At 64.6% G+C, this 14,949-nt stretch carries 19 protein-coding genes and 1 tRNA gene; 12 read left to right on the top strand and 8 right to left on the bottom strand.

Annotation, left to right across the window (positions count from 1 at the left end; translation table 11 throughout):
* Window positions 1-39 precede the first annotated feature (39 nt).
* Window positions 40-657, bottom strand: a complete 618-nt coding sequence (locus tag IVA87_RS06280) for a TetR/AcrR family transcriptional regulator (protein ID WP_346657738.1) — start codon at window positions 655-657, stop codon at window positions 40-42.
* Between the two features lie 1,292 nt (window positions 658-1,949).
* Here IVA87_RS06280 and IVA87_RS06275 point away from each other — a divergent pair.
* Both IVA87_RS06275 and IVA87_RS06270 read left to right on the top strand, forming a co-directional pair.
* Window positions 1,950-2,174, top strand: a complete 225-nt coding sequence (locus IVA87_RS06275; protein WP_247303329.1) for a hypothetical protein — start codon at window positions 1,950-1,952, stop codon at window positions 2,172-2,174.
* Window positions 2,175-2,255: 81 nt separating this feature from the next.
* Window positions 2,256-2,621 carry a hypothetical protein gene (locus IVA87_RS06270; RefSeq protein ID WP_247333024.1) on the top strand — a complete coding sequence of 122 codons (366 nt, stop codon included), beginning with the start codon at window positions 2,256-2,258 and terminating at the stop codon, window positions 2,619-2,621.
* A 3-nt stretch (window positions 2,622-2,624) separates the two neighbouring features.
* Here IVA87_RS06270 and IVA87_RS06265 read toward each other — a convergent pair whose 3' ends face one another.
* Window positions 2,625-2,873, bottom strand: coding sequence for a hypothetical protein (locus tag IVA87_RS06265; RefSeq protein ID WP_247303332.1), 249 nt, complete (start codon window positions 2,871-2,873; stop codon window positions 2,625-2,627).
* Between the two features lie 308 nt (window positions 2,874-3,181).
* Window positions 3,182-3,258 (bottom strand) — tRNA-Pro (locus IVA87_RS06260).
* A gap of 74 nt (window positions 3,259-3,332) precedes the next feature.
* On the opposite strand from IVA87_RS06260, the gene IVA87_RS06255 reads away from it, so the two are divergent.
* The 6 genes from IVA87_RS06255 (at window position 3,333) to IVA87_RS06230 (ending at window position 9,321) form a co-directional block, all read left to right on the top strand.
* On the top strand, window positions 3,333-4,316 hold the full coding sequence (locus tag IVA87_RS06255; protein WP_247303398.1) for an L-threonylcarbamoyladenylate synthase: 984 nt from the start codon (window positions 3,333-3,335) through the stop codon (window positions 4,314-4,316).
* Window positions 4,317-4,417: 101 nt separating this feature from the next.
* Window positions 4,418-5,845: an FAD-binding oxidoreductase gene (locus tag IVA87_RS06250; protein WP_247303334.1), complete on the top strand. Its 1,428-nt coding sequence runs from the start codon at window positions 4,418-4,420 to the stop codon at window positions 5,843-5,845.
* Window positions 5,842-6,285, top strand: coding sequence for a GNAT family acetyltransferase (locus tag IVA87_RS06245; RefSeq protein WP_247303336.1), 444 nt, complete (start codon window positions 5,842-5,844; stop codon window positions 6,283-6,285). The genes IVA87_RS06250 and IVA87_RS06245 overlap by 4 nt, the downstream gene beginning before the upstream one ends.
* 9 nt (window positions 6,286-6,294) lie before the next feature.
* Window positions 6,295-6,876: a GDP-mannose pyrophosphatase gene (locus IVA87_RS06240; protein ID WP_247303338.1), complete on the top strand. Its 582-nt coding sequence runs from the start codon at window positions 6,295-6,297 to the stop codon at window positions 6,874-6,876.
* A 285-nt stretch (window positions 6,877-7,161) separates the two neighbouring features.
* Complete coding sequence (locus tag IVA87_RS06235; protein WP_247303340.1) at window positions 7,162-8,091, top strand: glycine reductase; 930 nt, start codon at window positions 7,162-7,164, stop codon at window positions 8,089-8,091.
* 36 nt (window positions 8,092-8,127) lie between these two features.
* Complete coding sequence (locus IVA87_RS06230; RefSeq protein WP_247303342.1) at window positions 8,128-9,321, top strand: CoA transferase; 1,194 nt, start codon at window positions 8,128-8,130, stop codon at window positions 9,319-9,321.
* A gap of 125 nt (window positions 9,322-9,446) precedes the next feature.
* On the opposite strand, the gene IVA87_RS06225 is transcribed toward IVA87_RS06230, so the two are convergent.
* On the bottom strand, window positions 9,447-10,205 hold the full coding sequence (locus tag IVA87_RS06225; RefSeq protein WP_247303344.1) for an SOS response-associated peptidase: 759 nt from the start codon (window positions 10,203-10,205) through the stop codon (window positions 9,447-9,449).
* Between the two features lie 63 nt (window positions 10,206-10,268).
* Here IVA87_RS06225 and IVA87_RS06220 point away from each other — a divergent pair, with 63 nt between their 5' ends.
* From IVA87_RS06220 to IVA87_RS06205, 4 genes are all read left to right on the top strand, one after another.
* The gene (locus tag IVA87_RS06220) at window positions 10,269-10,769 is read left to right on the top strand and encodes a hypothetical protein (RefSeq protein ID WP_247303346.1); all 501 of its coding nucleotides are present in this window, start codon (window positions 10,269-10,271) and stop codon (window positions 10,767-10,769) included.
* Window positions 10,770-10,772: 3 nt separating this feature from the next.
* Complete coding sequence (locus tag IVA87_RS06215; RefSeq protein WP_247303348.1) at window positions 10,773-11,207, top strand: NUDIX hydrolase; 435 nt, start codon at window positions 10,773-10,775, stop codon at window positions 11,205-11,207.
* Between the two features lie 46 nt (window positions 11,208-11,253).
* The gene (locus tag IVA87_RS06210; protein ID WP_247303351.1) at window positions 11,254-11,631 is read left to right on the top strand and encodes a TIGR02301 family protein; all 378 of its coding nucleotides are present in this window, start codon (window positions 11,254-11,256) and stop codon (window positions 11,629-11,631) included.
* Window positions 11,632-11,811: 180 nt separating this feature from the next.
* Window positions 11,812-12,078 (top strand): hypothetical protein, encoded by a 267-nt coding sequence (locus tag IVA87_RS06205; RefSeq protein WP_247303353.1) that lies wholly within the window; start codon window positions 11,812-11,814, stop codon window positions 12,076-12,078.
* A 175-nt stretch (window positions 12,079-12,253) separates the two neighbouring features.
* Here the strand turns inward: IVA87_RS06205 and IVA87_RS06200 are convergent, their stop codons facing one another.
* The 4 genes from IVA87_RS06200 to IVA87_RS06185 all read right to left on the bottom strand — a co-directional run bounded on the left by IVA87_RS06200 (window position 12,254) and on the right by IVA87_RS06185 (window position 14,865).
* Window positions 12,254-12,568: a cupredoxin family copper-binding protein gene (locus IVA87_RS06200; protein WP_247303355.1), complete on the bottom strand. Its 315-nt coding sequence runs from the start codon at window positions 12,566-12,568 to the stop codon at window positions 12,254-12,256.
* A gap of 9 nt (window positions 12,569-12,577) precedes the next feature.
* Window positions 12,578-13,108, bottom strand: a complete 531-nt coding sequence (locus IVA87_RS06195) for a DUF4142 domain-containing protein (RefSeq protein WP_247303356.1) — start codon at window positions 13,106-13,108, stop codon at window positions 12,578-12,580.
* Between the two features lie 90 nt (window positions 13,109-13,198).
* A complete protein-coding gene (locus IVA87_RS06190; RefSeq protein WP_247303357.1) occupies window positions 13,199-13,888 on the bottom strand; it encodes an RNA polymerase sigma factor in 690 nt (229 codons plus the stop codon).
* Between the two features lie 107 nt (window positions 13,889-13,995).
* A complete protein-coding gene (locus tag IVA87_RS06185) occupies window positions 13,996-14,865 on the bottom strand; it encodes a sulfurtransferase (RefSeq protein WP_247303358.1) in 870 nt (289 codons plus the stop codon).
* Window positions 14,866-14,949 lie beyond the last annotated feature (84 nt).

Raw genomic sequence — 14,949 nt, 5'->3', positions numbered from 1 at the left:
CAGGAATAGGGAATGACCATTCCCTATTATGACAAAAATTCAGGCGAGCAGCTTCATAGCGACGGCGACGAGGCGCGTCCCGTCGAGCGGCAGGCGTGCCTTGCCGGCGACGCGCATGCCTTGCGTGATGCAGATCATCAGCCGCGCGGTGTCGTCGGCATCGACGTGACGGGGAATCGACCCATCGGCCTGCCCCTGGCGAATGAGGCCGGCGATGAAGCTCTCGTTCGTTTTGAGCTGCGCATTCACGCGGGCGCCGACCACGGGATCGAGCGCGGACAGTTCGACCGCACTGCCGACGACCAGGCAGCCGCGCCGCCCCTCGGTGCCCTGGGAATGCTCGACATAGGACAAGAGCACGTTGCGGATTTGCTCGCGGCCGTTTACACCGCGCGCCGCTGCGCTGCGCGTCTGCTCCTGGCGCAGCGTGGTGTAGCGTTCGAAGGCGGCGAGAAACACGGCATGCTTGTCGCGAAACGCCTTGTAGACGCTCCCCGTAGCCAGCCGCATCGCCGCGGTGAGATCGCCGATCGAGGTGGCATGATAACCGCGCTCGCGAAACACGCGCACGGCCCTGTCGAGCGCGGTGTTCATGTCGAACTCCCGGGGACGGCCGGGAGAACGGGCGGGCTGAGATCGGCGGGCGGCCTTTTGCATGGCGGGATAATAGGGAATGATTGTTTCCGAATAAAGACACTTGGTTGTGAATGGGAGTGGATAAAGGCTGGCTGATGGAGAGCAGAAACCTCGGAGATCGCGTCCCAGATAAGCTGCAACGCCCAAGCGTTGCGGCGCAGAGCCGGGGGCCAGAAAGCGACACGGCAAAATGCGGAGAGATGGGCCGCGGCTCTGCAGCGCATCGCTAAAGGGCGCTGCGCTGCGTCCGGGGCACGAGAGGAGAGTGAGGCATGATCTCTCCACACGTCATTGCGAGCGCAGCGAAGCAATCCAGAATCCCGCCGCGGAAAGACTCTGGATTTGCTTCGCTGCGCTCGCAATGACGGAGCAAGGTGCACGGACTCATTTTCAAACGCGCACTTTACGCAGACACGCCTTCGCATTCTCGTGGCGGATTTCGCCCGAGCTTTGCTTCGTCGCTCCACCCTCTCAAGCCAAGAGGGCGCAGGGAAGGCCGGGTGCCGGCTGGCACCCACGGTCCGCTGTGCGAAAGGCACACGCAGAAGAACTGCACAGCGGCATACAGGTGAAGCCCAACACACGGCCTTCCCTGCGCAGTGGTTTGACGGCTTATGCCGCGCTCTCCCGGGAGCCGAGTTCGTTCTGGCCTCCCTCGCCCTCGTGGAAGTCACGGACACCGCGCCGGTTGACGCCAATGCCCGCATCCGCAAGAGCTTGACCGTAGCAACGACGGCCAGGACCACACGGTTTTGCCGTACGCGCGGCTCGCCTGCGCCGCAGGGTTCCACGGCGTTGTGCACCTTGCCATCGACATGCTGGCGCGACGAACCTGACAGCGCCGTCCGTCTGCGCGAAGCCTCGAGGGCTCACGGAGAGCAATCCGCCCTGCCCCTGACTTATCGCGCCCGACGCTGCCGCGTCCACCGCAAGCCCGGCTCCGCGATCATCACGACACATGATCGCCCCTCTCGGATGAGCCGGGATGGGCGACACATGCGCCATTTCCGAATTTCGGTAAAGCGGAATATTTTTGCGCGACGGGATTGACAGAGCCGCGACACAGGCGCGGCAGCGTCGCCCGGCTGGAGTGGAAGCGCAATTCAGCGCCGTGCGCGCAACCAGAGGCCCGGGTTACACTGCGTTCCATCGGGTTACGAGAGGAGCTACGTGCAAGTGAGTGCGGGCGACCTCGCCGCTGCGATCGTTGCGAATATGCAACGGTTCCCCACGGTCTGAAGCCGGTCAAAAGAAACTCCCATTACGGCCACGAACCGCTCTCACAACGTCGTGAGACTAGCAGGGGAACTACGATGCGTGCACAGCGCGTTTGGAAAGTGAATGGGGCCGCCAGCATCGGGCAGCTCCAATCGAGACTGGATGACCTGAACAAGCGGCTTGGCCAGCTCGAAGGCCAGCATCCCGAGAGCTGGAAGATCGAAGAGCTGAGATCGAGCGCGCTCAGGCTGTCGCGCGAAATCGACGATATCCGCTGCGCCGAGGCGACGGCCGCGCTGAGCGAGTTGCTGCGCAAGTAATCAGGCCTATCGCAATTCGCTCGCCGGCCAAGGAACCAACCTCGCGCACCACCATTTCCATGCTGAGCATGGAGCAAGACCATGACGGCATCGCGCGCCTCGCACCGTGAGGGATTTCGCATGACGTCCGATCCCGAAGAGTCGGTGAGGCTGCAAGGCTATGGCGAGATGACGTTGCGCACCGCGATCGCGACGCTGATGGCGCTGGCGCCGCGCGAGCGATCCGACGCTCCCATCTTCCGCATCCGCGACGGCTCGCGCCTTGCCAGGCGCGAGATCACCGACCTCGCATCGGAATTGGGCATGGCGCTGCTCGCCGACGTCAGGTCTCCAAGACTCGTCCCGGAGCAGCACTGGCAGGACATCGTCCGCGGCATGGTGCGCGAGGCGCCGCTGCCCTCGCTGATGGTGGCGTTCTTGGTCGGCGTGCTTGTGGCGCGGCGTTGATCCTCACGCGGCGGCGCGGACCGATTTCGCGCGTTGCTCCAGCGCATTGATCGTCAACACGAGATTCTCACGTCGCGCGCGAAGGTTTGTCGCGAGCAGCGGATAGGACGGGTCCTTCACGTCAAACGCTCCGGCCTTGGCCTCTTCTTCGAGGATGTCGGAATTCATGAGCTGAACGCGCCACCACAAATCCGCAATCAGCGCGCTGAGCCGAAGCTCTCCAGTGGAGCCAAAACGGGACACTTCTTTCATTGTTTGCCTCACCCTGAAACAGTCCCTCCGCTGGGGACTGCCGATGGTCCTGACTGAGCAAACGGAATGCCAAGGCTGCAGGCCGGTCTAATACGCCGACCTGCACAACTTCTGGCCTGTACAGGGTCGACCGCAACCGGCGCGACCGAAAGGCGCGTTGATCGGCGTGAGCCATGCCACCCCGACAGACGTCCCTGCTAGGCCAAATCGACCGTGGACCCGCCCCGAAAATCGTTGCAAAAAGGCGCTCCCGAAGCGCCGGCGGCCGGTCTGCCAAGCCTTTAGGAATACGTCGACTTTTGGAAGAATGGTCGGAGTGGCAGGATTCGAACCTGCGACCCCTGCGTCCCGAACGCAGTGCTCTACCGGGCTGAGCCACACTCCGACAAGAAGGCGGCTTATAGCGTCGGGTTTGGCGCACCGCAAGCGGCCGAGTTGAGGAATTTTATCCCTGTGAAAATGGGTCTCGAAACGCTGATTTTGCCGGCCGGAGAGGCTGCGGCCGCGGCCGCGGCCCGAGCGCTCGCGGCCGGCGGGCTGGTCGCGTTTCCGACCGAGACGGTCTATGGGCTCGGGGCCGATGCCGCCAATGCCGCTGCAATCGCCCATCTCTACGCCGCCAAGGGCCGTCCTGCCTTCAATCCGCTGATCGCCCATGTCGCGGACGTTGCCGCCGCGCGGCGGATCGGGCGGCTCGATGCGCGCGCCCTTAAGCTTGCAGAGGCGTTCTGGCCGGGGCCGCTGACGCTGGTGGTGCCGAAGACGGAGAACTGCCCGGTAGCAGAGCTCGCGACCGCCGGTCTCGATACGGTCGCGATCCGCATCCCCGCCCATCCGGTGGCGCAGGCGATCCTGCACGCCTTTGGCGGGGCGGTGGTGGCGCCGTCCGCAAACATCTCCGGCCATGTCTCGCCGACGCTGGCCGACCATGTCGAAAGCGACCTTGCCGGACGGATCGACCTGATCGTCGACGGCGGGCCGGTCGAGGTCGGCGTCGAATCGACGATCGTCGGCTGCTTCGAGACCTTGATGCTGCTCCGCCCGGGCGGGCTGTCGCGCGAGCGTATCGAGGCCGTGCTCGGCGCATCCCTGGCGCGGCCACCCGCGGAGACCGAGAGCGGGGACAGCCAGCCGCTGGCGCCGGGCATGCTGGCTTCGCATTACGCGCCGCGCGCCCATGTACGGCTCAATGCGCACGAGGTGAAGCCGGACGAAGCGCTGCTGGCATTCGGCCCGGGGCGCCTGCCCGGCTTTGAAGCCGCCGCCGCTGTCATGAACTTGTCGCCCGCCGGCGATCTCGATGAAGCCGCCGCCAATCTGTTCGGCTATCTTCGCAGCCTCGATGCCAGGGGGCCACGCGCGATCGCCGTGATGGCGATCCCCGAAGAAGGACTTGGCGAAGCGATCAACGACCGGCTGCGCCGGGCGGCGGTTGCCCGATAGCGGATGATCCGGACTCTAAGGGACGCGTTAGCGAAAAGTGTGCGGCGGTTTTCCGATCAGATCATGCGCAAGGTATAAGTAGCGGAATGAAAGACGACCACATGAACATCAACACATCCGCCACCCCGCCGCTTGCGCCTGATTTGATCGAACAATTCCGCAAGATCGTCGGCGAGCGCCACGCGATCACCGATGCCGCCGACATCGAGGCTTACGTCACCGAGGAACGCAATTTGTTTCACGGCCGCTCGCCACTGGTGCTGCGTCCGGGCTCGACGGCGGAAGTCTCGGAGATCTGCAAGCTCGCCTCCGCGCACAGGATCGCGCTGGTGCCGCAGGGCGGCAATACCGGCCTCGTCGGCGGGCAGACGCCGCACAATGGCGAAGTGGTGGTGTCGCTGCGGCGGCTCGACAAGATCCGCGAGGTCGACACCGCCTCCAACACCATGACCTGCGAGGCCGGCGTCGTGCTGCAAATCGCGCAGCAGAAGGCGGCGGAGGTCAACCGGCTGTTTCCGCTCTCGTTAGGTGCCGAAGGCAGCTGCACTATTGGCGGCAATCTCTCGACCAATGCCGGCGGCACCGCCGCGCTCGCCTATGGCGTCGCGCGCGAGATGGCGCTGGGGCTCGAAGTGGTGCTGGCCGACGGACGCGTGCTGAACGTGCTGTCGAAGCTGAAAAAGGACAACACCGGCTACAATCTGCACAACCTCTTCATCGGCGCGGAAGGCACGCTCGGCATCATCACGGCGGCGACTTTAAAACTGTTTCCGAAGCCGCGGGCGGTCGAGACCGCCTTCGTCGGGCTGAAGTCGCCGGCCGCGGCGCTCAAACTGCTGACGATCGCGCAAGGTGAGGCCGCGAATGCGCTGACCAGCTTCGAGCTGCTGTCGCAGATGGCGGTCGACTTCTCCATCCGCCACGGCGTCGACGTGCGCGATCCGCTCGCAGAAAAGCATCCCTGGTACGTGCTGATGGAATTGTCTTCGCCGGGCGAGGATGCCCGCACGCCGCTGGAGACGATCCTGACCCGCGCCATGGAAGAGGAGATCGTCGACGACGCCGTGATCGCGGCCAATCTCACCCAGCGTGCCGGCTTCTGGAAGCTGCGCGACGAGATGTCGGCGGCGCAGAAGCCGGAAGGCGGCTCGATCAAGCACGACATCTCCGTCCCCGTCGCGGCCGTGCCCGCCTTCATCGCCGAGGCGGATGCCGCGGTGGTGAAGCTGATCCCCGGCGCGCGGCCGGTGCCGTTCGGTCACCTCGGCGACGGCAATCTGCACTACAACGTCAGCCAGCCGGTCGGCGCCAACAGTGCGGACTTTCTGGCCCGCTGGCACGAGATGAACGCGGTGGTGTTCGAGATCGTGCTGCGCATGGGCGGCTCGATCTCGGCCGAGCACGGCATCGGCGTGCTCAAGCGCGACGAACTGCCCGAGGTGAAGGACAAGACCGCGATCGAGCTGATGCGATCGATCAAGGCGATGCTCGATCCGCTGGGAATCATGAATCCGGGGAAGGTGCTGTGAGCGCTCTTGCGATCGACGCCATCGAGGACGCCGATGTCGAGCCGGTGGTGGCGCTGTGGCAGCGCTGCGGCCTGACCCGGCCGTGGAACGACCCGCGTGCCGACATCGCACTGGCGCGCCGCCGTGACAATTCCACGGTGCTGGTCGGCCGCGAGGGCGGCGCGATCGTCGCCACAATCATGGTCGGCCATGACGGCCATCGCGGCTGGGTCTATTACGTCGCCGTCGATCCTGATCGCCGCAAGCACGGCTACGGCCGCATCATCATGGCAGCAGCCGAGGACTGGCTGCGCGCGGCCGGAATTCTCAAGCTCCAGCTCCTGATCCGGCGCGAGAACGCGCAGGCCAATGCCTTCTACCAGTCACTGGGCTTTACGGAATCCACCTCGGTGATGTTCCAGAAGTGGCTCGACGGCCGCGAGACGACTCCAAGCAACTGAGATCGAGCCATGACCATTTCCGACCGTGTCCGCATCAAGGACGTCCGCGTGCTCTCGGACAACTGGGCGCCGCTGAAGAACACCACGTTCGAGTACCGGCGCGCCAATGGCGAGTGGCAGACGCAGCACCGGGAAACCTATGAGCGCGACAACGCCGCAGCCGTGCTGCCGTATAATCGCGTGCGGCGCACGGTGATCCTGGTGCGCCAGTTCCGCTTGCCGGCGTTCATTCGCGGCTATGACGATCTGCTGATCGAAGCCGCCGCCGGCGTGCTGGATGACGCCGCCCCCGAGGTCCGCATCCGCGCCGAGGCCGAGGAGGAAACCGGCTATCGCCTGCACGACGTCCACAAGGTGTTCGAGGCCTTCATGAGCCCGGGCGCCATCACCGAGAAGCTGCATTTCTTCATCGCCGAATACGAGCCGGAGATGCGGGTCAGCGACGGTGGCGGCCTCGCGCACGAGGGCGAGGACATCGAGGTGCTCGAGCTTGCCATCGACGAAGCGCTGGCGATGATCGGCGACGGCCGCATCATCGACGCCAAGGCGATCATGCTGCTGCAATATGTGGCGTTGCACGTGTTCAGGTGAGCTTGCGGCTGGCTTCTTCCCTTCTCCCCTTGGGAGAAGGTGGCGCGAAGCGCCGGATGAGGGGTATGCTTCCCCGAACTCCTGAGGGAGTTGGGCTCGCGGAGAGATACCCCTCACCCGTCTCGCCGCGACGCGGCGAGCCACCCACTCCCACAAGGAGAGAGGGGAAGAGCGCGGCTCGCTCTATCAAGCCTGCAATCCTGTCCCGCGTCCTCCTCGCCCCCATTGAGCGCCCCCAAATCTATCTCTAGTCTGGCCCCTAACCAAGAACCAGGAGACGCGCCCATGTCCGCTCCGCGCGACGACGAATTCGGCTTTGCGCCCGACTACGATTCTCCCGTCCCTTACATGCAGCGCACGCGCGACTATTACGCGGCGATCGGCTACACCACGCCGTATCGCTGGGCGCATTACACGGAGGCACCGTTCCAGCCGCTGAAGAAGAAAGTGGCGCAGTCGCGCGTCACGATCATCACCACGGCCGCACCGTTCGACCCGAGCAAGGGCGACCAGGGGCCGGGCGCGGCGTATAATGGCGGCGCGAAGTTTTACCAGGTCTATGACGGTGATACGTCGAAGCAGCACGATCTGCGCATCTCGCACATCGGCTACGACCGCAAGCACACCAGCGCGACCGACAGCGGCACCTGGTTTCCGCTGCCGCAGCTGCTGAAGGCCAGCGCCGCAGGCCGCATCGGCGAGGTCGCCCCGCGCTTCTTCGGCGCGCCGACCAACCGCAGCCATCGCGTCACGCTCGACACCGACGCGCCCGAAATCCTGGCGCGCTGCCTCGCGGATGCGGTTGATGTCGCGGTGCTAGTGCCGAACTGCCCGGTCTGCCACCAGACCACGGCGCTGGTGGCGCGGCACCTGGAGCGGAACGGCATTGCCACCGTGATCATGGGCTGCGCCAAGGACATCATCGAGCACGCCGCCGTGCCGCGCTTCCTCTTCTCGGATTTCCCACTCGGCAATTCCGCCGGCAAGCCGCATGACATCGCCTCGCAGGCGCAGACGCTGGAGCTGGCACTGCGGCTGCTGGAGACCGCAAGCGGCCCGCAGACGACGATGCAATCGCCGCTGCGCTGGAGCGAGGATGCCTCCTGGAAGCTCGACTACAACAACGTGGCGCAGCTTTCGCCGGAAGAGCTGGCGCGCCGGCGCGCCGAATTCGACAAGCAGAAGGAGATCGCGCGCGGCAACCGCGCCGCCTGACGTCCTCCACCAAAGAAAGAAAAAAGGGAGAGCGACGTGACGCGACCGTTCGAGGGCGTGAAGATCCTGGACTTCACGCAAGTGCTGGCCGGCCCCTATGCGAGCTATCAGCTCGCGCTGCTGGGCGCCGACGTCATCAAGGTCGAGCGGCGCGAGGGCGAGGACATGCGCCGCACGCCGCTCAGCCGCGAATGGGCCGAGCGCGGGCTGGCGCCGGCGTTCCAGGCCATCAACGGCAACAAACGCAGCCTGACGCTGGACCTGCAAAAGCCCGAGGCGATCGCGATCGTGAAGAAGCTCGCGAGCCAGGTCGACGTCGTCATGGAAAATTTCCGTCCCGGCGTGATGGACAAGCTCGGCATCGGCTACGAGGCGCTATCCGCCATCAATCCGAAGCTGATCTATTGCGCGGTGTCAGGCTTCGGCCAGACCGGGCCGGACCGCCTGCGGCCCGGCTATGACGGCAAGATGCAGGCGTTGTCGGGCATCATGGCGATCACCGGCCATCCCGAGACCGGACCGACGCGCGCGGGCTTTGCGGTGTGCGACGTGCTGTCGGGCGCGACCGCGGCGTTCGGCGTGTCGAGCGCACTGTATCAGCGCGACCGCACCGGCAAGGGCCAGCTCATCGACGTCTCCATGCTGGAGGCGACGCTGGCCTTCCTCTCGGGCCAGATCGCGGATTGGTCCGTTGCAGGCCATCGTCAAACACTCTCGGGCAACCAGGCGGTGAGCCGCAGGACCACGGCCAACCTGTTCAAATGCGGCGATGGTCACATCCTGCTCGCCGTCAACAACGAGAAGCAGTACCGCGCGCTCATGGTTGCGCTCGGCCGCGAGGACGCGCTGAGCGATCCGCGCTTCGCCGACTGGTTCTCCCGCAACGAGAACGAGGGCGCGCTTCGCGCCATCATCGAGGCAGCGCTGGCGGCACGGCCGGCGCGCGAATGGGAGACGATCCTGGAAGATGCCGGCGCACCCTGCGCCAGCATCTGGAAGGTCGAGGAGGTGATCGACCACCCGCAAATCAAGGCGCGCGGCGCGATCCAGGAGCTGGACACGCCTTATGGCCGCCTGCGCTTTGCCGGCAGCGGATTCAAGCTCGCCCATGGCGGCGGCAAGCTGGACCGCATGGCGCCGGAGCTTGGGGCGGATACGGATGCGGTGCTGGGCGAGTTGGGGTTCGATGCGGCGGAGATCGCGGCGCTGAGGGCGAAGGAGATCGTGTAAGCCGCGACATATGCCGCTGCCGTAGGGAGTGGGCAAAGGCGCAACGCGCCGTGCCCACCACCTGTCGATTTCTTGGCGCACGACGGTGGGCATGCTTCGCTTCGCCCACCCTACGGCATCGGCGATCAGAATAACGACCCCTGCCCGTCATCCACCGACCCAACCGCCGCCTTCCGCACTCCCTTCTTCGGCTTCACGACGTCCGCCTCCATCTCCTCGGCGCTGATCGGCAACAGCAACTGCTCGTCGTCATTGGCGACGCGGTTGACGCGGGTGGAGACCGGGTGCCAGGCGAATTCGCCAATGCGCGGAGCGGTCATCAGCGGCAGGATCGCGTCGATCTCGTCGCTGCGGCAATCGAGCCAGCGCTCGAAATCGCGCGGGCTGATGGTGACGGGCACGCGGTCATGCAGCGCCGCGAGATCTTCGCCGGCCGCTGCCGTGACGATGGCGACCGTGTCGAGCTCCTCGCCGTTCGGCCCAATCCAGGTTTCGAACAAAGCGGCAAAGCCGAGCGGCGCGCCATCGGCGCGATGGATGAAGAAGGGCTGCTTGCGGCCGCCCTCCACCTTCCACTCGAAATAGCCGTCCGCCGGGATGAGGCCGCGCCGGCGGCGAATCGCGTGTCTGAAGGCGGGCTTCTCCAGCACCGTCTCGCAGCGGGCGTTGATCAGGAGCGTAAACCCGCGAGGATCCTTGACCCAGCCCGGCAAAAACCCCCAACGCATCAGGCGGAAATGGCGCGCGCCGTTCTCGATCCATACGACCGGAATCGGCTGCGTCGGAGCCACGTTGTATCGGGGCGGAAAATTCGGCTGCTCGATATAGCCGAACAATTGCCGCAAAGCCGCGGGGGCCGAAGTTATGACAAAGCGTCCACACATCCCAGGGGGTCTATATAGGGTCCGTTCAGGTCCTTTTAACCCCGAACGTTAACACTGCGGCGAATGAGCTCAACGGCCTCCCAGCCCGCGCGGACGCATGTACAGACGGGCCCCGAGGCCGCCGCCTGGGCCGAGCGGCTGCGCGTCGCCAACATCAACCCGCGGACGGGGCTTGCCACCGACTATCTCAACCATTTCAATGAAGCGGTGATGCTGCTGGAAATGGTCCCTGACATGCCGGAATGCGCGGAAGATTTTCTGACCTGGACGCCGCTATCCTATGCCGAGCATTTCACGGCGTCGAATTTTAAGGCGCGCGACCTCGCCATCGAGGCTTATGAGAAGGCCGATCCCAAGGTGCGGGCCCAGTTCGACCACATCACGGACACCATGACCTCGATCCTGACCGCGGTCGGCTCGGCCATGCGCGAGGTCGACAAGGACACGACGCGCGTTCGGCTCGCCGAGCAGGCCACGGCATGGGTCAAGCCGCTGATCGCGGCCTGCGGCGGCATCATCAATGGCGGCGCGGAAGCCGACATCGACACCATCATGGCGAACTGAGCCGTGGCTTCCGCGGTCCAGCCGTCCCATCCCCAGATCGCGGTCAGTGCAGCGATTTTTCGCGACGGCAAGGTGCTTCTGACCCGCCGCGCCCGTTCGCCCGCAAAGGGGTTCTATTCGCTGCCCGGGGGTCGGGTCGAGTTCGGCGAATCGCTGCACCAGGCCCTGCTGCGCGAAGTCGACGAGGAGACCGGGCTTGCCATCGACATCATTGGCCTCGCCGGCTGGCGCGAGGTGCTGCCGGCCGCAGCCGGAGCCGGTCATTACCTGATCATGTCCTTTGCCGCCCGCTGGGTGGCCAAAGAACCGGTTCTGAACGACGAGCTCGACGACTACCGCTGGATCGCCCCGGATGCCATCGCAGGCCTGGGCGAGCTCAAGCTGACCGGCGGACTGGAGGAGGTCATCCAATCCGCCGCACGCCTGATCGGAGACTGACGCTCCGCCTTGCGTGCAACGCCCCGAGGAGGCATACACCCCGCCAATGTCCATGCGACTTCTGGCCATTTTCGCCCTGATTCTCGCTTGCGCCTCTGCGCCCGGCCGGGCTCAGGACGTGGCGGCGCCGTTTGACGGCGATTTGCAGCGGCTGGCGGAGATCCTCGGCGGGCTGCATTATCTGCGCGGCATCTGCGGGTCCAACGAGGGCAACAAATGGCGCAGCGAGATGCAGGCGCTGATCGATGCCGAAACCCCCTCCGGCGATCGCCGCACCCGCATGATCGCCGCCTTCAACCGCGGCTATAACGGCTTTCAGCAGACCTACCGGAGCTGCACGCCGGCAGCGACGGTGGCGATCCGCCGCTATATCGAGGAAGGCTCCAAGATCTCGCGCGATCTCACGGCGCGTTACGCGAACTGAGCTCTCCGTCCGGTTCGCACTGCGCGCGGCCCGGAAATGACGCGGATGGAACTCCGTCATCGACTTTGTTCACAGGCGTTAACCGTTCTTAAAGATGTGGCCTAGCGGTCGTTAACGCCCGTGCTACACCTCTCGCACAGCGCATCGCCGTGGATCGCGCCCCAGCCCTGACCGAGTTTCATGAGCCAGCCGATTTCCTACGCCCCCGCCCGCGCGCCGCTGCCCGATCACGAGCAGAAGCAGGCTGCGCTGAGCTATCTCAATGAGGCCTGGGCCGAGGCGCGCCACGACGGCGTCGACGGCGATTGCCTGGCGCAGGCGAGCCTGTTCGCGGCCTTTGCCGAGCTCGTCGGCACCTATGGCGAGGACGCGGTGGCGAAGTTCGTCGAGAGCTTTCCTGGCCGCATTCGCAATGGCGAGTTCTCGGTCGGAATCTCCAGACAATAACCTGTTCGAAAAATAACCCCGCCACGGCACGGGGCCGGTTGACGGATGAATGACTCTGCGACGTGCTCGCGAAGTCTGCCGCGTTTTATCGCACGGAAGCGATTGAGCGCGGACAAGCTTAGTCTGGCGATGACCGGGAGACATTCCCGATGCGATCGGGAATGCGCCCCCGGCGTCAGGGCTCGACATTCAGAGTCGCCTTCATATTGGGATGGTAGCGACAATAGTAATCGACCGTTCCCGCTTTCTTCACCACGAACGTCGCGGACTTCTTCGGCGGCAGAGGGACGTCAAAATCGCCGTTGGTCGCGGTGGCTGTGTGAGCGAAGATGTCCTTGTTGATCCACTCAACGGTGTCACCGACTTTTGCCGACATTTCGGCCGGTGAGATCACGAGATTGTCCATCGTGATTTGAATGGTCGCCGCACGCGCCGGGACGACCAGCAACATGACCGCAAGCGCGATCGAAGCGAGGCGTCCCGGCTTCATCGCACTCTCCTATTTTAGCTCGGCCGCGACGTGCTCGGCGTGCTGCTGATGACCCTGGAAGATCTTCAGGCCGGTCTGCAACAGGCTCTTCAGCTCGTTATTGCTCGCGGACGGAATGAGCTGGGTCTCCAGCGCGGCGTTGACCGCCTTGTGGTAGGCGACCTCGTTCTGGACATAGGCCTTGTCGAAGGCGGCGCCGCTCAGCTTGTCGAGCTCAGCCAGCTTGTCGGTTGCCTGCTTGGACAGCGCGCGGCTGGTGTCGTTGTCTTCAGGCGTGACGTTCAGCTTCTTGACCAGCGCGAGCGCCTGCTTGTTGACGGCCTCATGGTCGCGCACCATGTCCTCGGCGAAGGCCTTGACGTCCTTGTTCTTGGCCTTCTTCATCGCCTGCTTCGCTGCGTTGATGTCGATCACGCCCGCGGTGTAGGCAATATGGGCGATCTGCGGATCGGTGGGCTTGTCGGCTGCACTCGCGCCTTGCAGCAGCCCAAAACTCGACAACAAAAGGGCTGCGGCGGCCGCGCTCCATCGAATGAACATGGTTTGATACTCCTGTGGTGCCGGACGTTTGGCCGGCGCGTTGCTTCACAGGAATTGGATGGGTATTTCGCGCAAACGTTCCCGAAAACTTTAGCCGCTGAAGCCGAGCCGCTTCAGCACTGATACGGTCAAGCGCTCACATCGCCATCCGGCGAACGGGAACGCATTCATCACCACCGGCCCGATCTCCTTCTCGACATTCTCGCGCAGCATGGTGCGGGCGCGGTGCAGCCGCGTCTTCACGGTCTCGGGCTTTACGCCGAGCAAATCGGCGGTCTCCTCGATGGTCATCCCCTCCATGACCCGGGCAACGAAGACCATGCGGAAGACATCCGGCAACTCGTCAATTGCGCGTTCGACCACGCGCTGGATTTCACGTTGGGCCATGGTCCTTTCCGGATCGCCTGCGGGAGAAACGGGAAACTTGATGATCTGCGCATCGAGCGCGGCATTAGGTATCGCGCCGAGCTCGACATCGGGCTTTCGGCTGCGCATCCGGCCGAGCGCCTCGTTGATGGCGATGCGCGACAGCCAGGTCGACAACCCGGCCTCGCCCCGAAAACCGTCGAGGTGGGTGAAGGCCCGGACATACGTCTCCTGCACCACATCCTCGGCCTCGCTGTCACTGCGCAGGATGCCGCGCGCGAGGCGGTAGAGCCTGCGGTTGTTGGCCTGCATGATCTCGCGCAAGGCGGCCTCGTCACGGCCCCGCGCTCGGTCGATCAGCTCTGCTTCCGCGGTTCTAACGCCGGCGGACAGGCCGGCTGCGGTCGGTTGCATTGCGGTTACCCATCTCCGTTCGATCTGGCTATTGGATGCAGGCTCTGAGGAAAGGTTCCCGAGTTTCTTAGGCTCCACTGGAGCCGAGAAGATAAGAAGCGCCTTTCTTAATCCGTCTCGATCGGCAAGGCGGGATCCCTCGCCCATTCGCCCATCGAGGCGTCATAGAGCGTGAGCTTGTCATAGCCGAGCTGGGTCAGCAGGAACAGGTCGATCGTCGCCGAGATGCCGCCGCCGCAATACAGGATCACATTCTTATCGCGCGTAACGCCTTGGGCGGTGAATTTGTGCTCGGCATCGGCCAGTGTCGTCAGCGTTTTGTCGGCATTGGTGAGCGTCGCGGCGGGAACGTTGACGCTGCCGGGAACGCGGCCTGGCCGGCCGTAGCGGCTCGGCTCGAGACCGCGGTGAAACTGCGGACCGAGCGCGTTGACGATCACCGTCGCGGGATCGCCGATCCGCGCCTTCACGATGTTCTTGTCGACGAAGTAGCCTGGGCGAGGTGCAGCCTGGAACGTGGTGGTCGGATAGCCCTTCGGTACGCCTGATACGACCGGCCGCCCCTCGTCCTTCCATTTGTCGAAACCGCCGTCGAGCACAAGCGCATCGACGCCGAGCGAGCGCAGCATCCACCAGAACCGCGTCGACCACATCATCGTGCCGATACTGTAGAGCACGATGGTTTTGTTCGCGTCGAGGCCGTGGCGGCCGAAGGCGGCCTCCAGCTGGGCCAGATCCGGCATCATGAAAAACTGCTGCGCCGAGGCGTCGGAGAACTCGCCTTGCAGATCGAGGAAATCGGCGCCCGGAATGTGGCCGGCCGCAAACGTCTTGTCGCCTGGCACCGCGCGATAAGGCAGGTCGCTGCCCGGCGGCACCGGCTCGTTGTAGGTCGTACAGTCGTAGAGGCGAAGGTTGGGATTGTCGAGGATGGCTGCGAGTTGCTCGGTGGTGATGAGGGGTGTCCGTGGGGACATTACTCTCTCCCAATTGAACTTGCGCTTCCGGGCACGCTGTCGTCGCCTGCGAAGCGGGCAATCCAGTATTCCAAAGGCGGCAAT

The organism is Bradyrhizobium sp. 147, assembly GCF_023073935.1.
In the GTDB taxonomy this organism is placed as follows: Bacteria; Pseudomonadota; Alphaproteobacteria; order Rhizobiales; family Xanthobacteraceae; genus Bradyrhizobium.
This window is presented reverse-complemented; position numbering and strand designations above follow the sequence as displayed.

Bases quoted from the DNA above. Each gene is read 5' to 3' on its own strand.
- IVA87_RS06280 (WP_346657738.1), bottom strand. From the start codon at position 657: ATGCAAAAGGCCGCCCGCCGATCTCAGCCCGCCCGTTCTCCCGGCCGT.
- IVA87_RS06275 (WP_247303329.1), top strand. From the start codon at position 1,950: ATGCGTGCACAGCGCGTTTGGAAAGTGAATGGGGCCGCCAGCATCGGG.
- IVA87_RS06270 (WP_247333024.1), top strand. From the start codon at position 2,256: ATGACGGCATCGCGCGCCTCGCACCGTGAGGGATTTCGCATGACGTCC.
- IVA87_RS06265 (WP_247303332.1), bottom strand. From the start codon at position 2,873: ATGAAAGAAGTGTCCCGTTTTGGCTCCACTGGAGAGCTTCGGCTCAGC.
- IVA87_RS06255 (WP_247303398.1), top strand. From the start codon at position 3,333: ATGGGTCTCGAAACGCTGATTTTGCCGGCCGGAGAGGCTGCGGCCGCG.
- IVA87_RS06250 (WP_247303334.1), top strand. From the start codon at position 4,418: ATGAACATCAACACATCCGCCACCCCGCCGCTTGCGCCTGATTTGATC.
- IVA87_RS06240 (WP_247303338.1), top strand. From the start codon at position 6,295: ATGACCATTTCCGACCGTGTCCGCATCAAGGACGTCCGCGTGCTCTCG.
- IVA87_RS06235 (WP_247303340.1), top strand. From the start codon at position 7,162: ATGTCCGCTCCGCGCGACGACGAATTCGGCTTTGCGCCCGACTACGAT.
- IVA87_RS06225 (WP_247303344.1), bottom strand. From the start codon at position 10,205: ATGTGTGGACGCTTTGTCATAACTTCGGCCCCCGCGGCTTTGCGGCAA.
- IVA87_RS06220 (WP_247303346.1), top strand. From the start codon at position 10,269: ATGAGCTCAACGGCCTCCCAGCCCGCGCGGACGCATGTACAGACGGGC.
- IVA87_RS06210 (WP_247303351.1), top strand. From the start codon at position 11,254: ATGTCCATGCGACTTCTGGCCATTTTCGCCCTGATTCTCGCTTGCGCC.
- IVA87_RS06205 (WP_247303353.1), top strand. From the start codon at position 11,812: ATGAGCCAGCCGATTTCCTACGCCCCCGCCCGCGCGCCGCTGCCCGAT.
- IVA87_RS06200 (WP_247303355.1), bottom strand. From the start codon at position 12,568: ATGAAGCCGGGACGCCTCGCTTCGATCGCGCTTGCGGTCATGTTGCTG.
- IVA87_RS06195 (WP_247303356.1), bottom strand. From the start codon at position 13,108: ATGTTCATTCGATGGAGCGCGGCCGCCGCAGCCCTTTTGTTGTCGAGT.
- IVA87_RS06190 (WP_247303357.1), bottom strand. From the start codon at position 13,888: ATGCAACCGACCGCAGCCGGCCTGTCCGCCGGCGTTAGAACCGCGGAA.
- IVA87_RS06185 (WP_247303358.1), bottom strand. From the start codon at position 14,865: ATGTCCCCACGGACACCCCTCATCACCACCGAGCAACTCGCAGCCATC.